This window comes from Prevotella sp. HCN-7019, assembly GCF_037890215.1.
In the GTDB taxonomy this organism is placed as follows: domain Bacteria; phylum Bacteroidota; class Bacteroidia; order Bacteroidales; family Bacteroidaceae; genus Prevotella.
Genome location: NZ_JBBKBO010000009.1, coordinates 101,150 through 125,598, shown reverse-complemented (window position 1 = coordinate 125,598; position 24,449 = coordinate 101,150). Strand labels below are relative to the sequence as shown.

13 protein-coding genes and 2 pseudogenes are annotated in these 24,449 nt (G+C 33.8%); 9 read left to right on the top strand and 6 right to left on the bottom strand.

Annotated features, from left to right (window positions below):
- Window positions 1-306 precede the first annotated feature (306 nt).
- The 5 genes and pseudogenes from WKT13_RS11380 to WKT13_RS11360 all read left to right on the top strand — a co-directional run bounded on the left by WKT13_RS11380 (window position 307) and on the right by WKT13_RS11360 (window position 2,857).
- The gene (locus tag WKT13_RS11380) at window positions 307-627 is read left to right on the top strand and encodes a helix-turn-helix domain-containing protein (RefSeq protein ID WP_013616413.1); all 321 of its coding nucleotides are present in this window, start codon (window positions 307-309) and stop codon (window positions 625-627) included.
- A 3-nt stretch (window positions 628-630) separates the two neighbouring features.
- Window positions 631-849: pseudogene (locus WKT13_RS11375) on the top strand (type II toxin-antitoxin system HipA family toxin); the annotation flags it as partial.
- Window positions 850-972: 123 nt separating this feature from the next.
- A complete protein-coding gene (locus tag WKT13_RS11370; RefSeq protein ID WP_340323965.1) occupies window positions 973-1,257 on the top strand; it encodes a DUF262 domain-containing protein in 285 nt (94 codons plus the stop codon).
- Between the two features lie 110 nt (window positions 1,258-1,367).
- Window positions 1,368-2,138 carry a hypothetical protein gene (locus WKT13_RS11365; protein ID WP_340323964.1) on the top strand — a complete coding sequence of 257 codons (771 nt, stop codon included), beginning with the start codon at window positions 1,368-1,370 and terminating at the stop codon, window positions 2,136-2,138.
- Between the two features lie 5 nt (window positions 2,139-2,143).
- On the top strand, window positions 2,144-2,857 hold the full coding sequence (locus WKT13_RS11360; protein WP_013616416.1) for a hypothetical protein: 714 nt from the start codon (window positions 2,144-2,146) through the stop codon (window positions 2,855-2,857).
- Between the two features lie 435 nt (window positions 2,858-3,292).
- On the opposite strand, the gene WKT13_RS11355 is transcribed toward WKT13_RS11360, so the two are convergent.
- The 6 genes and pseudogenes from WKT13_RS11355 to WKT13_RS13360 form a co-directional block, all read right to left on the bottom strand.
- Window positions 3,293-6,247 carry a DEAD/DEAH box helicase gene (locus WKT13_RS11355; RefSeq protein WP_340323963.1) on the bottom strand — a complete coding sequence of 985 codons (2,955 nt, stop codon included), beginning with the start codon at window positions 6,245-6,247 and terminating at the stop codon, window positions 3,293-3,295.
- Window positions 6,244-8,031, bottom strand: coding sequence for a phospholipase D family protein (locus tag WKT13_RS11350; RefSeq protein ID WP_340323962.1), 1,788 nt, complete (start codon window positions 8,029-8,031; stop codon window positions 6,244-6,246). Before WKT13_RS11350 ends, WKT13_RS11355 begins: the two co-directional genes overlap by 4 nt.
- Window positions 8,024-9,202 carry a DUF6361 family protein gene (locus tag WKT13_RS11345; RefSeq protein WP_340323961.1) on the bottom strand — a complete coding sequence of 393 codons (1,179 nt, stop codon included), beginning with the start codon at window positions 9,200-9,202 and terminating at the stop codon, window positions 8,024-8,026. The genes WKT13_RS11350 and WKT13_RS11345 overlap by 8 nt, the downstream gene beginning before the upstream one ends.
- Window positions 9,203-9,227: 25 nt before the next feature.
- The gene (locus WKT13_RS11340; protein ID WP_340323960.1) at window positions 9,228-10,226 is read right to left on the bottom strand and encodes a hypothetical protein; all 999 of its coding nucleotides are present in this window, start codon (window positions 10,224-10,226) and stop codon (window positions 9,228-9,230) included.
- A gap of 278 nt (window positions 10,227-10,504) precedes the next feature.
- Window positions 10,505-10,849, bottom strand: a complete 345-nt coding sequence (locus tag WKT13_RS11335; RefSeq protein ID WP_340323959.1) for a hypothetical protein — start codon at window positions 10,847-10,849, stop codon at window positions 10,505-10,507.
- A 108-nt stretch (window positions 10,850-10,957) separates the two neighbouring features.
- A pseudogene (locus WKT13_RS13360) lies at window positions 10,958-11,059 on the bottom strand (competence protein CoiA family protein); the annotation flags it as partial.
- 1,197 nt (window positions 11,060-12,256) lie between these two features.
- Between WKT13_RS13360 and WKT13_RS11330 the strand changes: the two are divergent.
- The 4 genes from WKT13_RS11330 to WKT13_RS11315 all read left to right on the top strand — a co-directional run bounded on the left by WKT13_RS11330 (window position 12,257) and on the right by WKT13_RS11315 (window position 24,449).
- Window positions 12,257-15,160: an SNF2-related protein gene (locus WKT13_RS11330; RefSeq protein ID WP_340323958.1), complete on the top strand. Its 2,904-nt coding sequence runs from the start codon at window positions 12,257-12,259 to the stop codon at window positions 15,158-15,160.
- A gap of 8 nt (window positions 15,161-15,168) precedes the next feature.
- Entirely contained in the window at window positions 15,169-18,276 is a 3,108-nt protein-coding gene (locus WKT13_RS11325; protein ID WP_340323957.1) for a site-specific DNA-methyltransferase, read from the top strand.
- Window positions 18,273-21,542: a DEAD/DEAH box helicase family protein gene (locus WKT13_RS11320; RefSeq protein WP_340323956.1), complete on the top strand. Its 3,270-nt coding sequence runs from the start codon at window positions 18,273-18,275 to the stop codon at window positions 21,540-21,542. The genes WKT13_RS11325 and WKT13_RS11320 overlap by 4 nt, the downstream gene beginning before the upstream one ends.
- A gap of 66 nt (window positions 21,543-21,608) precedes the next feature.
- Window positions 21,609-24,449, top strand: a complete 2,841-nt coding sequence (locus WKT13_RS11315; RefSeq protein ID WP_340323955.1) for a hypothetical protein — start codon at window positions 21,609-21,611, stop codon at window positions 24,447-24,449.

Genomic DNA, 24,449 nt, shown 5'->3' with positions numbered 1-24,449 from the left:
CTACAAAAATTGTTACTACAAAAAGTGTATATACATTTATTGTAGATTGGTGCCTGCCTATACATAAATATCTGGATAAAAGTTGTACAATCATAATGGGTTTCGTTTTCTGGCAAGAAACAATATATTATTTGTTATAGGTGAAATACGAACTCTACGAATAATATAATAGCATTTAATATTTCAACGTTCAATAATGTGGCCAAGGCAGATTCAGGTAAGAGTAAATTCTAAAATTTATTTTTGTAACCTATCATAAAATAAAGTAAAACCGCTATATTTGCATATTATATGATATGTTGAGCTATGACGAAGAGTACGATGGGTACCAAGTTGCCAAGGAAATTGGGGCAGAAGATGCAAATTGTGGGTGAGCAGATCAGGCTGGCCAGACTGCGCAGGAATCTCAGTATCGCGCAGATTGCCGAACGCGCCACCTGTTCGCCTCTTACGGTTTCACGCATCGAGAAAGGCGTACCGACTGTGGCGATAGGTATTTATCTCAGGGTGCTTTATGCGCTTCAGCTGGATGATGATATTCTTCTACTTGCAAAGGAAGATGTAATAGGAAAAGCATTGCAGGATTTGAGCCTTAAGAAACGAGAAAGAGCATCCAAAAAAGAATAAAGTATGAAAAGACTCTACGTATTTGTTGATTTTGATTGGCAGAAAGAGCCAAAACTAATTGGAGAGCTGAGTTTCGAATCCTTTCGTGGCTCTGACAGCTATGGATTTTGCTGTAATGGTGAATGGCTCAAGGACTATGGCAATCTGTTTCTTAATGATGACTTGAATAACTACTATCGTCTGTACGCAGCTCTTGCCAAGGATATTTTTGGATGCTTTTCCATCATGAAATAAAAACGACGGACTTAAGGATGGGAATAACAAATGTTTCGACAATATTATATGATTTACACAATTTTCTTTTGATAATTAATAATATTCATTTATATACTTAAGATTTGGAAAATGAAAAATAGAGTGCATTATGGTGAGTTTACTTTAGACTATTGGCTTAAGCAACTTGTATCTGGAGGCATAGTACTTCCAGAATATCAACGTTCTTTTGTTTGGAGTAAGGAGCAGATTAAAAATCTTATAAATTCAATTAGCAGAGATGAATTTGTTCCACCAGTAACAATTGGTAAACTTAATGATAAAAATATCATCATAGATGGACAACAACGTTTAACTTCAATTGCTTTAGCCTATCTAAATATTGTGCCAAATGAAAGAAGATATAAAAAACAGTAAAGGTTGAAGGTGATAATGAGGATGACGAGCTTGAAGAAGAACATTATTTCGAATGGACCATAAATACACTTAAAGAATTAGGAACTAATATCAATGAAATCAAAAAAGCCTTGATAGATAATCACGATTATGAGACTTTAGGAACCCATTGGGTTAATGATGAATTCCTTAAAAAGCATTATTTAGGTTTCTCTTATATAATTCCTCATACTGAAACTTTAGAAGATGCTCGGCATAGATTTTTTTCGACGATATTCAGAAATGTCAATATCGGTGGTACTAACTTATTAAAAACAGAAAGTAGAAAATCTCTCTATTATCTTAATAAAGCGTACGTTCCATTATTTGCGCCAGAATTTGCTCAAAACATACTTGTAAAACAATTTGGAGCAGATCCCCAGCCTATAGATTTTCTTAGATTACTTGCACTTGTTTTAGATTATTCAAAAAATAATGATTCATCCAAAGTGATGAAAGGATATAAAACAAAAAGCGAAATTTATTATGAGATTTTCATATCAGACACTGTAAATCCAGATTCTGCATCAGGCATATTTAAAAACATAAACGATATAATACCTAAGGCAGAGATTGAGGCGAAAATGAATGAATTAAAAGCAGAATGGATAAAATTATCTATGCCCCAAGACCTATCCAGCATCATTGACGTAGATATATATATGCTTGGTCTTATTTATTGGGTATTGATAAAAAAGGAACAATTGAATAATGAAAAAATTGCAGAATTGAAAGTAAAATTGGAAGATAAGATAAGAAAATTTAAGGGAAATCCTTCACATGCAAAATCTCCTGCATCGCTGAAATATTTACGAGAACGAATAAATGCATCTATAGGTATTTTTAAAAACTATTTAGCGTAATATATATGCATACAGACTTTATTATATCAGATATATTTGAAATTCTAGATGATGCCATAATGTCATCTTCTGGAATAGATCAGAATATTGCACATTATCCACTATGTGAATATATTTTACAAAGTGTTTTTTTACGACTAACGGGATATCAAGAACAAAAACTCAAATGCATCCTATGGGAAATAGCAAGTGATGATTTTGAATTTAGATATAAGTATCTAAATGGATCTATTAATGTAGGTGAATGTTCTCGATTAGAAGATAAAGATAAGGTATATAATGTTTTAAAGAAGATTTTGGAAAAGAAAGGACATACATACCCTTTCCCAAGTGAAGATGAAACAAATAGACAAATTTCTGAGATAAAAGAAAGATTGAAATTTAAATTTGAAGCAACTATATTTAAGAAATGGTTGCCACGTGAATATTCACGATTTATTGACTTTTCAAAAAATATACAATATAGAGTTAACGGTTATTTTACAGATAAAGGAATTTTTGGTGGTGATAATATTTTAAATGAATCATTTGACAAATTATATAGACATCGCAATAGGTGTGCTCACAATCTACTTTCGTATCAGAATAATGTACCCCAATTAGATGATTTAATCAAAGACGATGACGGTTCTGATAATTATTTTTCTCGAATTTTATTAATATGTATGGTTGATAATATTTTTACACGTATGTTTAAATATTATATATCGTATAAATGAATATCATAGCATGAAAAGAGGATAGGTTAAAACATACATGAGTGCTACATAAAGTTACAATTTTTAGCTATAACTCTTAAAAGGATCGTATCAAGTTTGTATTGAATAATGATGCGACCCTATTTTGTCTATAAGAAGGTATGTAATTTAAACTGTGTCAGCAAAGAGTAAAATAACATATTAACTTTGCTAACATAGTTTTTAATATGACAATATGATATTATTTATTGCATTAAAATATAAAAAACAGAATTCCATTAAGCTTACGCCGTAAAATCTAAGATATTAGGTATTGTAATGGTTTCAGTATAGACCTTTTAAGATGCAAATAAATAAAATTGTTGTATTATAATTTGATTTACATTTGGTTATTCTTAACTTTTAAGGAAAAATAAATCAACAAACAAGAACAAAAAAACTTATTCCATAATCAATTTAATTTTTATTGTATGGACATAAATCAATTGTCAGTTCTTTGAGCTGTTCATCCGAGAGATGCATATTTCTCAAAAGGCTCAACAGTTCTTCTTGGCGTGGCTGCCCCAGTGTCATGCGATACAAGGCAAGCACCTTAATAAGACGTTCGTACTTATATCGATCGCGGCAGAGAGGGTAAAGCGGAACAATACGCTCAATGTATTCCAATTTTGCCCGTTGTTCTTCCGTCAGATCTGCGACAGGAAGGCACCAATAAGGAACAATATCCGAATGTGTACCTTTCAAATTCGAATAAGCCAGAGAAAACAGTTCATCCCAAGTATGATAAGTTTCACTGCCATACAATTTTACCACATTTCTGCGAATAGCCAAGCACTTAAAACGATTGATACGGCCTTCCCGTTGCTCTAGATCCACAGGATTTGAGGGTAGATTCCAGTGAACAATCTTTCTGGCATACCAATGAAAATCAAGACCTTCCTGACCTATTGATGTTGTTGAAAGCAGGAACGGACGGAAAGGAGAATTGAAAGCCTTACGAATATTAGTGGTACGAGCTACAGATTTGTCAGTGACCGTTTTATCAATGAATGGAATAGCAAAATGACAACGCATAAGTTGTTTCTTTTCTTCCATTCCCAAAGAATCGGTTGTATCTATGCTAAGATTGCTTGTGCCAATAATAGCCTCCGTAACAGTATGTCCCAATATCTTTGTTTGTGTCATGTGGGCATATTCATCAAGTACAGCCTGTAGGTTACCTACCACACAGTAATCAAGAACTGATTCGTAATAATCATCATCGTTCTTTTTGTTATACATCAGGTCTATCACAGCTGCACTTTCAGGTTTGTTGAATACTGAGACGATTGCTTTAGCCACCATTTGGGCATCTTCTTCATTGCCAGATTGCCGATAAGCACATACAGCCGGTGAAGCGATGGCAATATCTGTCATCACATCCAATGCATTTGAAGGCACATACAAGTCGTTCAAATCTTCTACTGGCTTTCCATCCAGTATTTTCATGAGAGTAAGAATAAGTTTGGCGTTGTTTCGCCCTTGTTGTGGAATACTACTTATGATAGTATTCTGTGCAAATTCTTCTTGAATTCTCTGTTTTATGATTTTCCGGATTGAGGAAAGTTTCTCTCCATAAAATGTGGTAGGAAAGAAAAGACCGGATAGGGTTTGGCAAGGATACTCTAATAATCCGTCGGCTCTTAAACGATTCTCGCCATAACGGTTCTTCTTTTGAGAAGTATAGCGTATCTCTGCTTCTACCTTCTTTAACTCTCCCAAAGTATATAACTCCGAATAATATGACATCATGATGGAAATCATTCTCGGTACCATTTCCCATGAAGAGAATAGGATAATCTTGGAGAAACTGCGGGCTTCGTTACTCTCAAATACACCTCCGGCTTTATAGTATGGATTAGAGGCAGGAACCCAAAGCAACAACTGTGTTTTCTTCTTGTGATGTGTACCAAATACTAGGTCGTGAAGATACTTTAATTTTCCATTAGCAGCAGGAATGGGACGATAATTATTGATGGCATACTTCGATAGAAGCAATGCGTCCTTTTTTCCATATCTTTTTACGTCTGAGTATTGTAATGCCGAAGCAATTCGTTTCTTCAGTTCGTATTTATCCATAAAGGACAACAAATAAGGTGAAGATTTGACGTATTCCATGGGGAGATTACCCAAGCGCACTTTCGTATTTTCTTGATTTAGACAATCCATCAGATACTGCCCCTCTGCAAAAGAAAGGATATCTTCCGGCACGACCTGTACGTCACATACACGGGAATCGTCTATAATGCCACTGTTAAACCGTTCCGTGCGGCACATCACTCCATACAGTGCTTCTTCTGCTTCATTCTTGGTTATCACAAGCGGTGTTAAATCAACCACATTTGTACGTTTGAGTGCAGCAGAATATGTGTGCCATATCAACTTGAACCGGTCCATTTTATCTTTTGTGGCATATAGAAAATCCATTACTTTCATAAAGTCCTGATAGTGCTCATCATTCCCATTTGTATTTAACTCTTCAAGGGTGGAATAAGGTTTGTAGGGCGTAGCGGAAAGTAACAGAATCTTCGTATTGGAACGCTCGTTGTCAAAGAATTTGTTGGCTAGCATGGATTGCTCGTCATCGCCTTGTTCAAGCAGCGAATTGAAGCGTTGAAACTCATCCATGATAACCAGGTCAGGATCGAGCATGTCAATACTGATTTCTGCGAAAATACGACGTAGCTTATTGATCATGTCTGCCCTCTGACGATTATCGCAACCATTTTGTGCGTACTCAATCAATTGATTTGTAATAGTATCCGACAATCTCGTCTGTAACTTACTATGCATCTCACAAAGATAATCATCTCCGCATCCATTGATTTTTTCGTTATAAATGTTCGTAAGCTCCTGCCAGTTTTTAACATTACAGCTAAGAAAATCACTGATAACTTCCTTATAATCTTTGACTTGATCCAGTCCGCATAAAATATTATACATCAAGGCACGTTCATTGGCTGTTCCTTGTGCACTGTAAAAACGGAAGGAAGTGGAAGGAGTCAGCGGAATGATTGATTCAGGCATTTCTCCCTGCTCATGCTGTTCTGCAATCCGTTTCTCAGCCAATTTGATATAGAGATGCTGCATTGACAGACGGCTCTCGCTGATGCTCACCCGATTTTCAACCCCTAATTTCTCTATGTTTTGATCGGCTATGTTGGCATTCGAACAGATATAAACCACCTTAAAGAAGTCATCTTTCTCCTGCTTGTGCCATTCACGAACTAGGTTGATGACTTGTTTGGCCACGAACGTCTTGCCTAATCCCACTTCGTCGGCTAGCAATACCCTTCGATGACCTAAATTTTTATAGATATGCAGAATGCGATCTGCCGTAGCACGCTGAAAATCCTTTACTTCCTGACTCATAAGCGTTTTATTTGTTTAATAACGTTTTCAAATGTGTTGTACATCTCCATGAAATGGTCTGGGATGACTGTCTCGTCTGCTTTCTCTACGATTCGCCGGATAGAAGCGATGCGGTCAGGGTCTTTATAGGCCATTTTCACCATGTCTTCATAAAGTGAGGTACTAATTTGCTGTTCCAAAGAGGATGCCTTGTCATTGGCCAGCTCCTTTTCCAGTTGTTGGCTTTCCAATATATACTGTTCCACCTCATCAGTTAGCATGAATGCCAGATAGTTGATGAACTTTCCTTTCGTATTGATAAAGTAACGGAATATTGCTTTGTCTCGCTCATCGGTTGGCATTCCCTCCGTCTGTATTTTTATCAGACGACGCAAATCTCCAATCCGTATCGTGTAAAATTCTGTTAATGAATCCAGTGCCATATCTTTAAATGTCAGCCCGTCAGCTAATACTTGTTCCTTGCCGTCACATCCTAAAGGATAAAGAAAAACAGGCTCCGAAGGCATTCTGTTAGTCTGACATTGTATGGTGACGGTATAGCTTCCGTCATTAGACGTAACTCGTGCCTGCTGAATGGCCGAGATTGCACGACGCAACATCAATTCGTTGGTGACATCCTCTTTTTCAGAGTCTTCCTTTGGTACCGAAAGAACCTGCTCGAACATACATTCCTTGCTGTCGTTTATCAGTTCACTTCGGTATTTTTCATACGAAGATTTATAGGGAGCAAACTTCAGGTGCAGTAAAAACTCCACATTCCGTCTGAATCCATTCATGGTGGCATTGGTAGAACCAAGATACAGATGGTTATAGCTGAGATTGCCCTCGTTTCGGCGTATGAAATACACTTTCTCGTGCAAGTCGACAGCTACATCTTTTTCTACCTTATCGGTCAGTACTTCCTTGGGAGCATAAACACCACCGTTATTAAACAAGTTTATTACCTCTTGTGTAACTGATGCATGTCGTGTGATGAGTGTCTTTTTAGCACTAGGATTGCAACTGACCATCTGATTCAAAATATTCTTGTCCACGAAGGGGGAGATGACCAGCATTTCTGCCGCATGATTCAGCATACTTTGTTCAAAGCACTTTGTATATCCATCATATCCAGGTATCCCCATAGGGAAAAACTCGTAATCTTCAAAAGGAGAATCGGTAAGGTCAAATTGTTCAATGTAGTCGATGTCCTTACAGATAGAACGCATATTTTTACGGATAGTACGGCTATCGGCTTTTGTGATTAACCATGTGAGGAAATCCACAAGCGGTGCATGTTTGACTTGCGCTTTTCTTGTGGCCGGTTTGGTGTCGATTTTACCAATAAGTTCACACACTACGTCCAAGTCATTGGAACCGGTAAGGTTCCTGGAAAGGACAATCAGTTTAATTTGCTGAGCACAGGTGTCCGGGTTCGTTTCTTTTATAATCCATATCTTGGGATGAAAATTGACGAAACCGCCTCCCTTTGCTTGCAGTGTTACTTGTACAACGCTCTGCTCCAATAGTGAATACACTTTGGAGTTGGCTTGCGGTACTGCCATACATCCGGCATTGCAGAAAACGGCAAACTTACCAGCTGATTTATTGATAGTCTCCAATATTAGGTGAGGAGAGCGCATGGCTGTTTCTGTCAGGTCGGTCATTGTGCCCAACATAAAGGGCACTGATAACAAGGAAGGCATGTCCAGACTATAGGTAGTACAAACCGCATAATCAATTACAAAGCCATCGCTTTGCAACACATCCGTATAGATAATATCATTCCATAATGCATCAGCCATTGATAGCCTCCTTTCTTAATTCCTCGGCAAAGGTCTTTACCGTTTCCCATCGGTAGGTGAGTTTATAGTAATGTATGCGATTCCTTTTATTATAAATATATGCTGGATTTCCAATTTTTCTTCGATTCCCTTTTACTCTTCGTTCCCGGTTGATAATCAACTGATCCAAACCGCCATCTTCTTCAATGTCATTGGCTGCAATGCGTTCTGCAACTTCTTTGCAGAACCATTTTCCGCTGTTCTCCCGTATGCTCACTGCATTCAGCACCTTGTCTATGTCTGTACCACTATTCCGGTATTCTTCGAGTTTCTCCTGAAATTCAGTTCGCATTTCTTCATCCTGGTATTGTGAATAGATATAGTTATAGCGGATGTGTACCATATATATAAAATCAGCGAAACGTCGGGCCAGGTCTTGCAGTTCTCCAATCTCATGTGGCAAATGACGGAAGGGAATCTGTTCAAAACTATCAGCTATCGCAAAGTCAGGATTATCCACGATGTAACGTAACAAGGTACCTTGACATGCTTCTGCATTAAGAATGTGATCCACAATGAAGTCTTTATCTTCTACGGTCAGATCTAATGTACATTTCTGGGTAAAATCATAATCCACATTAGGGAAAGAGCAGAACTGGAATAGGCCGGACTTCTCATCTGCATCGTCATTTGTATCTTCATTATCTGTCTTGGTCACTTTAGGGGCATTGTGCAATGCCTTTGAAGTTGAGTAGATTAGTTCATATAGCTGTGGACTACGTAAAATTCCGAAAGTCTGTAATCCGGAATTGTAGATGTATGCCGGATCATATTTTACATAATTGTTTCCACTTTTACCAATCATCTCACTTCCTGTGATACCTCGTTTGTCCGCACTGCCATCGTATAGATTTTTTGTCATGATCCGTTCCAGACGGATAATTTCCGCTTTCACCTCCGATAAACGGTTATATCGTTTTTCTGTAGCCTTACGATAGAGTTGTGGCATGAGCGAGAAATACTTCATGTGCTTTTGCAGGGTAGATATTCCGGGAAACATACGGTCTGCAAAAGCATCACGGATACGGCCAATGCCGAGCTCATCGAGAGCTACAGATTCCGAAGTCATTTTCAGTACTTGCATGACTCGGGTTTGTTCTTCTCTGTTGCTGTGTATATATCCTAATTTCATAAAATTGCTGATTTGTGTTACAAATCTAATTATTATTCTTGTAAAGATGGTCTATTTTGTAAAACTCTCCATTTTTACCTTCTTTTATCAGCAAACATTCCTGGTGTTGTGATTCTTTCCATTTACCATATAAGTCAAGTCTTAATACAATAGTTGGCATATCCTTAATAGGAGACTCATTATTAAAACATAGTTGAATATAAATAGGGCATATTGCTTTATTGTTGTTGAATACTTTTAATAGAACATTTCCTTTAATATCGCTTCTCTCACAATTATTGTATAAAGGCTTTAAGGCAATTACTACATTATTATAACTTTCTATAAAAATGTTTTTAGTATTGAATTCTTTCATTAAAAAGGGAATAACATCTTCTTTATAATCAGACGGAAGTTGCGGAACTTGATTTATTTCATTTAAAGCATCAATATTATAAGTACTTTGCAAATCCATTTCAGGCTTATTTTCTCGTTTGTGTATTTTAATATTGTGATAACAAATCTTGCTATTCCTATAAAGTTTTACGATGTTCTTATAAATGAATTCCTGTAAGTCATTTTTATCGTTTACTTTTATACATATTGCTTTATTTGAATTCTCAACAGGATAATTAAAATTCGCCTCAATACAATATATAAACAATGGCGGTCTGCTGATTTTTGTTGAATGATATAGTTTTAGACAATGTACATATTCTTTTATTTTTAAAGCTTCAGTCTTGTTATAATAATCACTTGTATTTATATCTCTGTCAGCTATTTCAATAAATAAATTCTTTTTTCTGAATGAATCTTCTAATTGGGATATACAATCCTTTAAAACATTGTTGATGTTTTTTATATATAAAGATTTTAGATCAATATTGTTGAACAATTCTACTTGGTTTTGAATAATTCTAATCCCATATTCAGATATGGAACTAACGAAACTCAGATAATTAATCTTATTGATTTTATAATATTCACATTGATATGCATATAAGGAATTAGGATTTTTAGGAGTGTTATCTTTCTTATATCTCAAGCATAATGGATAATTTCCATAATAACTTTCAACGTATTTGTAATGTTGGCAAATAGAGCAATCTCTGATATTATATCCTAAAAAAGAAGCATAGAGTAGAAATGAATTGATACTCATTTGATTCTTGTACACTGAAATTTCTAATAATGCTTTGTTATACTTTTTTAGATCTATGTCATTACAAGTCCCTTCATTAATATAATTAGCGTAATGTTTACCTGATGCATATAATGCATATTTTTGAAAAGGGTAGTTTATCTCTAATGGTTCATATACTTTTATAGGAAGTATATTGTATGTTTTTTGTTTGATTTGATTATTTCTTTAATGTCTTGGATATCTTCTTCTTTCTTGATGTATATTTCAATAATAGGTAATTTTGAATTAATTTTATCTTCTGAACACTCATGGGTTACAAAAACTTCTATTAATAATGGCTTATACTTATTATTGCTGTTTTCCAATAATATATCAGCTTTGAAACCTTCTATTTGTTTTTCTACAGTGCACAAATCATAACGGTCTTTTAAATTCACAAGTATTTCTCTACTGTGACTGCAACAATTTTCATCTGATGAAAAATAACAGTTTTGTATAGATGAGCATATAACTTTTTCAGTCATATTGATATTGAAAGTTGTATCATTTTCGAATATTTCTTTAATCTTGTATTTCGCTAGATTATGTAAATAAGTTTCAAAGCTACAGGATGTACTATCCGTACTGATTTTATGAGAAAAATGATGTTGCTTTTTATCCCCTAATTTGGCTGTGAGCTCTTTTCCGCATGAAATACAGTAATATTTTGAACTATTTCTATCGTTTTTATTTATTGTAGTGATGTATTCTTTCGGCTGTCAAAGGCATATCTATATTTAATGGTTTGTTTCATGCTGAAAAATTTAATGAAATGTGTTTCTTTTCTTTGATTAGTATTCATTATTCACAAAGATAATTACTTAATTCGAATTTTAATATATATCATATTGATTTAATTCAGCCTGTATTTGTGGAAATTGATTAGTAAAAGTATGATTATGCTTACCTTGCAGTTTGTTGTAAATGTGCAAAATAGAATGAATTGTTAATTATGATAAGGCAATAGCTGCTTATAATATAAATTTTATTTGCGTGATTTGTTAAATCGAAGTTTTGGTTAACATATTAAGTCTTTTAAAATGCTTTGTTGTTTTGATTAAAATAACAGGGAATTTGATCTATAACACCAGTATATTTATTTTTAAATGCCTACTCGTTTTTATGTAAACTCTAAATCTTTCAAAAAAGTTTCTTGTTTTTGTCTAGATGGAATACATTTTGCAATGTATTGCTTATATCAATACGTAAGGTGTTGCGGCTAATTATTGTTGTAGTGTTAGTGTATTGATTTTTGTGATGATTCTTCTTTTGTATATTGCATTTTTATAGTGTTAAATTGTAATTGCGTTGTTGTTTGAGAATCCAATCTTTTAAAATCTCATCATTCGAGTATGTAAATTTGCAATTTTGAGTATAAGGTATGATTCATTTTGTCAAAATGATAAACTTTTCTAATTCTCGTTCAATATAAAAATATTTTATTAACAAAATATGGAGTGAATATAAGGAGTATCGTCCTAAGTCATTCATATTTTTGACAAAACCTAATGAAGTAGAAGAGACTGTTTTAAAAGAACGTGGGATAATATCTTTGGTTTCTAGTTTTGATGATCCAAAGGTCGGTTTATTAGACTTTTTATGTTCTTTACAATAAGGAATAAATTTATAATTGATTTGTTTAAGGCCTTGTTAGTTTTGATTTATTGGATCATTGCTAATAAGACTTTCAATATATGTAGTATATTTTTTGTCTTTATAATAGTCAGAGTGCTGATAATCTATAGAATAGAGTTTGTTTATTTAAAATAATTAAAATATCTTTGTATTAAGTTTATAGCTAATTATTGTAGAATTTGAAAACGTATATAGAGTTTTACATACATATTATTGTGAATATTACCGGTTCCATATAATGTATGTTTTGTAAAAATATGCTTACACCACAACAACAAAAATATATAGCTTGGGATTTGACAAGGAAACGAAACTCCTCTGATGATGATAAGTTTACGAGTGTCTTGGCAGAGGCACAGGTAGATTTAAATCCTCACCAGATAGATGCTGCTTTGTTTGCTTTTCGCTCGCCTTTAAGTATGGGAGCTATACTCGCAGATGAAGTAGGATTGGGTAAGACTATAGAAGCGGCTCTTGTTATTTCTCAGCAGTGGGCACAACGTAACAGAAGAATTCTTATCATAGCTCCAGCCACATTAAGGAAGCAATGGAGTATGGAGCTGGCAGAAAAATTCTTTTTGCCTTCTGTTATACTTGAAAATAAGAATTTCAACAAAATAATAACTTCTGAATATCGTAATCCATTTGATACAACTGATGCTATTGTCATCTGTTCATATCAGTTTGCCAAGAAACAGATTCGTCATATTGAGAGTATTGATTGGGATTTGATTGTTATAGATGAGGCTCACAAACTTCGTAATGTTTATAAAACAGGTAATAAAACCGCATCTGTACTGAAAGAAGGCCTTAAGAATTTTAAGAAGCTTCTTCTTACTGCAACACCATTGCAAAATAATGTGAAGGAACTGTTCGGACTGATATCTATTATTGATGACAATTATTTTGGCAGTTTAAAGAGTTTTACTGACAGGTATAGTAAAGCCGGCCTTCGACAGGATAAAATGTATCATGAACTTAGAGACAGAATCAGTCCTATCATACACCGTACATTGAGAAGTGACGTTCAGGAGTATGTGAAATACACGGAACGTCATCCTATGGTGCAAGAATATTATCCGAGTGATGATGAACTGGCTCTGTCGGAACTTGTTAATGAGTACCTTCAGAAAGAAGCTTGTTATGGTATGCCCCCCAGTCAAAGAACACTTATTTCATTGGTGCTTCATAAACTTCTTTCTTCATCCACTTTTGCTATTGCAGGAACACTTAAAACTATCATTGACAGGCTGAATGATATTTTAGAGAATGAAATATCAAATCAAACCGACGATGATTATATAATGTCTGATATTAAGAATGACATTGATGAATTTGAAGATTATGATGAAGAATGGGCTGATGAAGAAGATGAAGAGTCTGATTCTAAAAATAAGCCGGATACCAAATATTCAAAAGAGGATGCTGAAGGAATTAAAGCAGAAATAGCGGAACTTACTGCTATTTATGAACTGGCATTAGGTATAGCCCATAATACGAAAGGTGAATGTCTTTTAAAGGCTTTGGAAGTAGCTTTTGAGGATAAACGCAAGAACGATCAGCCGGAGAAAGCATTGATTTTTACGGAGAGTAACAGAACTCAATTATACCTGAAACAATTATTGGAGGGTGCAGGGTATAAAGGTAAAATTGTTCTTTTCAATGGCTCGAATAACGATGCTGAATCAAAAGAGATTTATAATGACTGGTTGGAAAAGAATCAGGGAACATCGCGTATAACAGGCTCAGTATCGGCAGACAAGCGTCAGGCTATTGTGGATTATTTTAGGAACACAGCTCAGATAATGATAGCTACTGAGGCTGCATCAGAAGGTATTAATCTTCAGTTTTGTTCATTGTTGGTCAATTATGATTTGCCTTGGAATCCTCAAAGGGTAGAACAGCGTATAGGTCGTTGTCATCGTTATGGTCAGAAGAATGATGTAGTTGTTGTAAACTTTATAAATAAGGCCAATCGTGCTGACCAGAGAGTTTACGAACTCTTGTCGCAGAAATTTAATCTTTTCTGTGGCGTATTCGGTTCAAGCGATGAAGTTTTGGGAAGTACGATGGATGGTATTGACTTTGAGCGTCGTGTGTTGGATATTTACCAGTCATGTCGTTCTGTAGAAGAAATTGACGCAGCGTTCGATCGCCTTCAGGAAGAGATGAAGGAAGAAATTGATCAGACCATTGTCGATTCACAAGCAAAACTGATTGAAAACTTTGATAAGGATGTCGTTAATAAGTTAAAGCTTAGAAAAAGTGCTGACGAATACCGTTTGTCAAAGTTTTACCGTCTTCTTTGGCTTTTGACTACTTCAGTGCTTAAAGATAAAATTGATATAGTCGATAATAAGAACTATCGGTTTAGACTTCATGGTTCTGTTTCTTTTGAAGGAAAGGAAATAGAGACAGGATTTTATAAGATGGGTAAAGATGTTAATGATGCCTATACTTATCGTATCGGTCATCCGCTTGCACAGTGGATGCTTGAAAGGGCAAAGGCCTTAGATACGAATGCAAATGCCACACTAACGTTTGATTATTCAGCACAGGGAGATAAAATATCAATCATTGAAAGTCAGAAAGGGAAATCCGGTGTATTGAAAGTGAGCTTAGTGCATTACGTTTCTCCAAAAGATTCGGAAGAACATCTTCTTGCGACGGCATTCGATTCTGAAGGAAATCTTATGGATGATGATTTTGTTTCAAAACTGATGGCAGTTCCGGCAATATCAAGCCAGACATCGGATATTGATTTACAGTCCATAGAACAATGTGAAAAAGATAAGCTGGATATTCTTTCAGGGCAGATAAAACAAAGAAACAAACAGTTTATCAACGATGAGAGCGTAAAGATAGAACGTTGGGCAGAAGACCAGACTTTTTTCGTAGAACAGGAATTAAAGGACCTGAAAAAGCAGATTAAAGAAAAAGAAAGGATTTTCAGACTTGAAGCAGATGACGCAAAAAGGCTATCCTTGCAAAAGGATATACAGTACTTGCAAAAGTTACAGAGGCAGAAGCGTCAAGAACTTTTTGTAGTTGAAGATGAGATTATCGAGCAAAGAGATAAACTTATAGAACAATTGAATGACGCACTTGCTGCAACAATAACCCAAGAACCACTGTTTACTATTAATTGGAAAATAAAATAACATAATATATGGCAACATCACAATTTGATTCATTTATAAAGACACTTAAGAAAGTCTTTATGCTTGACCAGGCCGATTTGGATTTCGGTATATATCGCATAATGAACCAAAAGAGGAAGGATATAGAGAAATATTTGAATGAGAACCTGAAAACTCAGGTTACAGAAGTACTCAATAACAATAAATCATCGCAAGTGTCAGAACTTGAAAATGAGCTTAAAGAAGCGCGTAAAGCTGCCGAAATGCTTGGTATTTCTCCTGATGATATGCCTAAAGTGAAAGAATTAAAAGCCAAGATTGTGTCTTTGGGAAATACTGAAGATTTGGAAAATGAAGTTTATTCTCATCTTTCTACATTCTTTAGCCGATACTATGATGGAGGCGATTTTATTTCTCAGCGAAGATATAAAAAAGATGTGTATGCTATTCCTTATGAAGGTGAAGAAGTAAAACTTCATTGGGCTAATGCTGACCAGTATTATATAAAAACCAGTGAGTATTTCCGTAATTATCGTTTTAAACTTGATGGCGGTAAGTATGTAGAGTTTACATTGAAAGAAGCTTCAACTGAGCAAAACAACAATAAGGCGCAGAAAGATAAAGAACGTCGCTTTGCCTTGTATGAAGAATGTCCTGTTGAGGTCATAGACGATGAATTGCATATAAATTTTACATACGAACTTTATCCAAAAGCAACCAAGCAGAAATCTTTGATTGAATCTGCGTTTAATGTTGTGAAGGATTTATTACCGTCTGAATTTAAAATGGAAGTGCTTGCCTTACGACCTACGGATTCTGACAGAAGCAGGACATTGCTTCAAAAGCATTTAACTGATTATGTAGCAAGAAATACATTCGATTATTTTATTCATAAAGATTTAAAAGGCTTTCTATCGAGGGAACTTGATTTCTATATCAAGAATGAGATACTTGAAATTGATGATATAGATGCGCGTACTACAGAGTCATTTCTTGCACATCTTACGGTGATTAAGGCAATAAAGAATGTTGGTAGTAAGATAATAGAATTCCTTGCATCATTGGAAAACTTTCAGAAACGATTGTGGCTTAAAAAGAAAATGGTTGTTTCTGCAGATTATTGTATTACTTTGGATCGTGTACCGGAGAAGTTCTATGCAGAAATTTGTGCTAATGATTCCCAAAGGGAGGAATGGGTAAAACTTTTTGCTATTGACGAAATAAAATCATCTCAGCCTGAAGGCTTTTTTAATGAAGGAGCTGTAACAGGTTACTCTATTCCTCTTACAGAACAATTCCTGAAGGAAAATCCTTTTTTGGTTTTGGATACAGCATGTTTTACAGATGATTTTAAACGTAGACTTATTTCTGAAATTGATGATTTGGATGAAAAATGTGATGGCTTGATGATTAAATCTGATAATTTTCAAGCATTGCGTTTGTTGGAAGAGAAATATTTGGAGAAAGTTAATTGTATCTATATTGATCCACCATATAATACCGATGCGACCAAAATAATATATAAAAATGGATATGAACATTCATCTTGGATTTCTTTAATGGATACTAGATTGATGATTGCTAAAAAATTCTTGGATAAAACCGGTATTATCGAATTAGCTATTGATGATTATGAATTGAGATATATAAATTGTTGTTTAGAAAAAAATTTTGGTATTAATAATTTTATCTCTAATATTAGTATTTTTACTAATCCTAAAGGGCGAGATCAGGGCTTTGTTGCTCAATCTCATGATTATTCTGTAATTTATGCGAAAGATAAATCAATAGCCAAGACTTATAATTTCAAGTTGAGTAATAGTGAATTACTCAAGAAGTTTTCAAAGTTAAAAAATGGTCAAAATTTAAGGGAACTACCATTAAAGCGTACTGGAACGGGTAAGTATAGGGAAGAACGTCCATATATGTTTTTCCCATTTCTTTATCATTTAAAAGAAAAACAGTTATCAATTATATCTAAAGAAGAATATCGTAAACTATATGATTCTGATAAAAAGATATTTAATGATTTGTATCTTAATGAACTTAAAAATAAATATGAAAAAGAAGGATATGTGGTTATTTTGCCTCTAAATGAGTTAGGACAATTTTTGAGATGGAGATGGGGATACGATAGTTGTGTAAAAGGTATTGATAATGGAATACTTTTTTGTAAACAAACACGTGGAAAATATGCTGTATATCAATATGATATGGCAGATGATGAATTTACTCCTAAGTCTATGTGGATTGGAGAACGATATGACGCATCTTCAAAAGGTACAAATTTGCTGAATAATATTATTCCTAATAACCCATTTGATTATCCTAAAAGTGTTTATACAGTTCAAGATAATATTTCATTAGGGGCAGATATGAATGGACTTATCTTTGACTTTTTTGCTGGCTCAGGGACTACCGCACATGCTGTTATTAATCTTAATCGCAATGATGCAGGAGAACGTAAATATATATTAGTGGATATGGGTAGTTATTTTTATTCTGTTATAAAATCTCGTATTCAAAAAGTAATATATTCAGAAGACTGGAATAATGGTAAGCCTGTTAGTCGTAAAGGTAGCAGTCATTGTTTTAAATATATGCGTCTTGAACAGTATGAAGATACACTAAATAATCTTGTAGTAAAAAAGAATACATTAATGGATCAGGAAGGAGAGTTCTTTGATGGCTATATGCTTGGTTACTTATTGGATACAGAAACCAAAGACTCGCTTTTCTCTTTAGACTGGTTTGTGAATCCGTGGAATACCAAATTAAAAATTACACGAAACAATGAAACTAAGGAAGAGAAAATAGACCTTGTAGAAACATTCAATTATCTGATAGGGCTTAAGGTTCAAAGAATTTCGTATCCTAAATCGGATATTTGTGTGGTGGAAGGATATAGCCGTAAGGAAGAACATATACTTATAATATGGAGAGACTGTATGAAAGTTTCAAATGAAGACCTAAATGAATTCTTTAGAAGAATGGCATATTCTACTCGTGATAAAGAATATGATAAGATATATGTAAACGGTGACAACAATCTTGAAAACCTCAAGACTGATGCAGATACATGGAAAGTGACCTTAATAGAACTGGAATTCAGTAAAAGAATGTTTGAGGCAGAATGACTATGGCGAAACAAAAAAGAACGACAAATACAGTTCCTCAAACTTTGAGTAACTCTCTTGTACTGAACAGATTTATATTGAATCTGTTCGGTACAAAGTCTTTGAGGGAATTAAGCGAAAATCTTAAAGATCCTGCATACGAAGGATATACGGAAGATGGTGTATCCATTTTTGCAGAGCAATTGAAAGCCAGACTTTATGTAGGACATGAGATTACGGAAGATATGCTGCTTGAGTATGACCATAATATATTCAAGCATACTCAGGAAATCAGTAAAAACAGGGATAAGGAAATAAAGTGGAAATATTTCCAGTATCTTTCTCTTCTTTTTACAGAAATCTACTTGGATAAATATTTTACAAATAAAGAAAAGCTTCTTGAGGATATCCGTAATTATCATACTTTTGTATTCAATAATGAAAAAGATACAAATCATGAAATAGCTGAATTTACAGAGAATGACTTGAATAAGTTGGCTTTCTGGAGTGCTACAGGCTCTGGAAAGACACTGCTTATGCATGTTAATATTTTACAGTTTCAGCATTATCTGTCGCGTGCCGGTAAAAAAGTGAACAAAACAATACTTATTACGCCTAATGAAGGGCTTACCAATCAGCATATCGGTGAATTCGGACAGAGTTCTATTGAGGCACAACAGTTCAGTAAGTATGCGGCATCAGGTTTTTTTCATAATCAGAACATTGATATTATAGAGATAACCAAATTGGCAGAAACAGATGGTGACAAGACTGTAGCTGTTGATTCTTTTGAAGGGAATAATCTTGTTTTGGTGGATGAAGGTCATCGTGGCTCGTCCGGTGATAAATGGAAGAATTATAGAGATAAACTAAGTAAAGACGGATTTGCTTTTGAATATTCTGCTACATTTGGTCAGGCTATCAATTCCGTAAGTTCACCGGCCAAAAGAAAAGATATGCTTGCAGAGTATGCTAAAGCTACTCTTTTTGATTACTCTTATAAATATTTCTATAATGACGGGTATGGAAAAGATTATCAGATTCTCAATATGGTTGATACATGGGATACTAATAATCTGCAAACCTATCTTACGGCATGTTTACTTAATTTCTACGAACAGTTACGTTTATATATTGACAAGGGGGTAGAGTTACGACCGTTCCTTATAGAACGCCCGCTTGCAATCTTTGTGGGAAGTTCTGTTACTGCAGACAGCGGTGCAGCGGCAGAACGTGAAAGTAGTGACGTGGTAATTATATTACGCTTTTTCCAGAGGTTTGTGAAAGAGACTTTGGAGTCTGTACGAAACATAAGAAATTTTCTGGAAGGGACTGATGGGCTGGTAAATAAGAATAATCATTCTATTTTTACACGTTCATTTAAATATCTGCGCAGTTTTAAAGATAAGACTCCTGAACAGATTTATGAGGATATCTTGAAAACTGTTTTCCATTGTACTGTTGCAGGTGCAGTTCTTCATCTTGACAACCTTCGTGGTCTTGATGGTGAAATAGGAATGCGTATAGGTAATGGTGACTATTTTGGGGTTATCAATGTGGGTGATGCCTCGAAACTTGTAGGAAAGTGTGTAGATGCAGGAATCAATGCAATGGCCAAAGATTACACCGATAAATCCTTGTTTGAATCAATCAACAAGCCTGAGAGTAAGATAAATATTCTGATAGGTTCTAAAAAGTTTACCGAGGGATGGTCGTCATGGAGAGTGTCGACAATGGGATTGATGAACGTAGGCCGTTCTGAAGGTAGCCAGATTATTCAGCTTTTCGGACGCGGAGTCCGTCTAAAAGGATATAAAATGTCGCTTAAAAGATCTTCGGCTTTAGATTCTTCTTTGCAGCCCGATTCAAAGCCTAAAAATATTCAGACTTTAGAAACATTGAATATATTTGGTGTAAAGGCTGATTATATGGAACAATTCAAGAGTATTCTTGAAGAAATGGGGCTTCCTGCAAACGACAGTGATTTTGATGAAGTTACTCTTCCTGTATTGCCAGTAGTAGATTTAGGAAAGAAGAAACTTAAATATTTAAAAGTAAAGGACGGACTTGATTTTAAGAAAGATGTTGTGGTAAACATTGAACCTGGAATGCTTGATAAAGCTTCGTCCCAGGTTTCTCTTGATATGTATGCCAAAATTCAAGCTATGGGCTCAATAAAAGGACTGAATGATTCGGGGGCAAATGTGAATATAGCTACATTCTCTCAGAAACATCTTTCTGTGATTGACTGGAACAAGGTTTATTTCGACCTTATTGATTTCAAGAATGATAAGGCTTGGTATAATATGAATCTTTCTTTAGATAAACTGAAGGAAATAATGACCTTGTCATCGCATTGGTATGAACTGTCTATTCCTGCTCCTGCTATGGAATTTGGAAATTACAAGAATTGCGTTAATCTATGGCAAGGTATTGTAACTGCGCTTTTGAAAGGATATGTAGAAAAAGCATACAACAATATCAAAAGTAAATGGATGGGTGAGCATGTTGAGGTCGCTTATCTGGACTCGTCACATCCTAATTTTGAAAAGGAATACCAGCTTCTTGTACATAAAGACTTATCTGAATTCTATGAAAAGATACTTCAGATTAAAGATGAGCTTGTGAATAACAAGTTCATGAAAACTGTGCAGATAGGTTCCGGTCATAACTTTGACGTACTTCATATATCAGGACATTTGTATCAGCCATTGTTATATATAAATGGTAATGATACTACATTCATAGGGGATAATGGAACAAGTCTTATTGAGATTCGTCCGGTACCGTTGAATCTTGGAGAGAAGGATTTCCTGATGGATATTCAACATTTTGCTGATTCGGAGAAAGGAAAGATATTTATGAAGGATAAGGAGCTGTATTTACTTAGAAATAAGAGTAAAAAAGGTATTGGCTTCTTTGACGCATCAGGCTTTTATCCCGACTTTATTGTATGGCTCATTTCGGGTCGCCATCAGTATATTTCTTTTGTAGATCCAAAAGGTATTACAAGATTGAAACACTTCTCTGATAGCAAGATTGAGCTACATAAGGAGATAAAAGTAATAGAAAAGTCACTTAGTGATGATGATATTACTCTGAACAGTTATATCATTTCTAATACTCCATTTAAGGAAGTCCTGTATTGGTCGGAATTCAACGATAAAGGTGAAATACTTGATCTAAATGAAGTTCAGATGAAGTTTAATGACCATCATGTTTATTTCCAAAGAGAACAGAAGGAGGTATATATTGAGAAGATGCTTCTTTCGATGATGGCGGAGTAAGAAAATTTAATCTCCAGCTCTATTTTTGAACTGGAATAATAATAACAGATTAAAGCTAATATAGGTATGGAAGACAATAAAATTATTCTTGACTTTAGGGAAACTGATTATTCTGATGCTGCGGTACGCAAGGATAGTGAACTTGTAAATAAAGTTCAAATGGAAAAAATGATGGAACTTGTTGGAATTCAGGTTGAAAATTCTAAAAAATTTAAGTTGCCAGAGGGGAATAAAATTGAAAAGCAACACCATGTTCATAATACAATATCAATATTTGGTAATAGAGGAGCCGGTAAGACAACTTTTCTACAAACTGCATTATATCAGATATCTCAAAAATATGAGGAAGAAGCGGTTTTATTGAAAGTATTAGATCCTTCTTTGCTGGACTGTAAACAACATCCTTTTATAAGTATAATAGCATCCATCCACGAATTAGTAGAAGAATGTATCAATAAAGATTATCTTAATAGAGGAAATATATCTAAAACAGATAAAGATAAATATGATTTTTCATTTAAGAGCCTTTTGAAAGGTTTACCATTTATTGATGGCGTGGGTAGTGCTAATAGTTATCAGGATTGGGATGACGATTTATATGTTTCAATGCAAGGTATGGAGAAAGCCGAGGCTTCAAATAATCTGATTGATAACTTCATAAAGTATGTATATAACGCATTGAAAGTTCTTGGTAAAAAATGTTTTATAATACCTTTTGATGATATTGATACTAATATAAATAAAGGATTTGAAATTTTAGAAGTGATAAGAAAATATCTTATTACTGAGCAGATTATAACTATATTAACAGGAGATTTAGACCTTTATAGTAAATTAGTAAGAAAGGCCTCATGGGAAAGTTTTAGTAAAGATTTCTTAGAAAAAGAATGTAATTATTCAAAAAGAAATCCTGATGAGTTCTCACATATGATTAATCATTTGGAGAATCAATATCTTTTAAAGGTTTTGAAGCCGGAGTATAGAATTCATCTTAAAACTATTAGAGAGGTTGTAGAAAGTAAAGAATACAATATTCTTGTGTTTTTTAATAAAGCCAATACTCCTTTATCAATAAATAAATGTTACACTTGTATCCTCTCTAGAATTGGATTTGAAATTAATAATATTCGTGTAACTAATCAAATAATATATTTTTTAGAAGGTCTTTCTATAAGGACACAAATGAGGCTACTTAAGTTATTATCAAACGATTATGAACAATCATTTGATAAAACTACGTTTATACATGAGTTTATTAATATATTTTGGACTGATATAAAGCAAAAGTCATTAGATGCAAAAAGCTTAGTGAATGATGATAGTTATTATCCTGTAGAAATGATGAAATTTTTGATCGATACTAAGTCTTTGAGTGATTGTAGTGATTTTATGCCTCATACTAATGACGATATTTTAAATAAGGCTCTCTTGGCTATTAGTGCTCAATTTACAAAACAAACTGAAAATTCATGTTTTATGATATTTGATTATTGGGTAAGAGTATGTTATATTAAGTATGTAGTGGAGAGTTTAAAAACTGAAGATAATACGGATATGCTTGATGAGGTAATTAAATTTAGTTCTATATTAGAGCATGATGATCTTACAAAATGTATAGGATTGGTTGAGGCATATAGTAGGAGTATATATAAATCGCAGTCTTCTTACTATAAGACATTACCTGGAACTATTATTATAAAAGAAAAAATCTCAGATATAAATAATCCTTATACAGCATTTCTGGATATAATTTCACATGGTACAATTGACCAATCAAATCATTATATTAGATATGTATCAATATATAAGCTTTTTGCAATATTAAGAGACTTTTTGTTTCATTCTATAGAGAATCAATATTCGCATGTCTCAAATAATGAGTATAGTGATTTACTTCTATTAAAGAAAATATCTCAGTTTAGAGGTTATCTAGAACCTATTTTTACAAAAGATAAATATGAAATAAAAATCAATAATGATGAACTTGATCCCATTGTGTGGAACCAAAACATGATGACGTCACAATGGTATGATCTTTCGAGGAAACTTATTGACTGGAGTAAGAAATATTCATATATTAATATTATGATATATCCTCAATTATTAAATAGAATATTTACTCGGACTTTCTTCACAATGATAAACATTGATCATAGTTCATCTTATGTAAATCTAGGTCAAAAATTTAATGCTTATATAATTGCTTTTTTAAATTCTGTTTTGGTTGAATGTTCTTTCGATTCTATGATAGACAAAAAACATAATATAGAACTCATAATTGATAATACAAAGAAAATCGAATATGTATTTAAAAGTAATTTGTATAATTTGAGAGAACTGAATGATTTTAGCTTACTTTATTGGCTTATTGATTGCCCGTTACTCAAATTATTTATTGATCCTGTTTTTTATAATCTTATAAAGGTTAGTGAGAAATTAGAAGATAATAGAAAAAAACTGGATATGAGTTATGTTGAAAGAGAACAAACTTATAGGTTGCTTTCATTAAAAAGTAAATTGAAAGAATATAATGAATTGTCTGAGAAATTATTGATAGCAATAAGATGGTCTGAAGATTTTCAGATGAAAACAAACTTAGATAATAAAAAGAACAATCTTACAAGACTTATATTTTCATTGGAACCTGTAGAGAATGAAATAATGTTTCTTGATATTAATATGTCAAATAACATGATTTTTTCTAAGATTGAAAAATTATCAATAATGCTTGAAAAAGTTGGTTTGGCTATTAATGATTTAACAAAACAAATAGAGTCAGTAGAGATGTTTTTAAAAAATAAGGTTGATGTAGCACAAGAGCATCAAATGAATGATAATGAAAAGAATAAAAATTTCTATTATAGATTTTTTAATCTAATGTGTAGGATAAAATTAAATAATAGATAA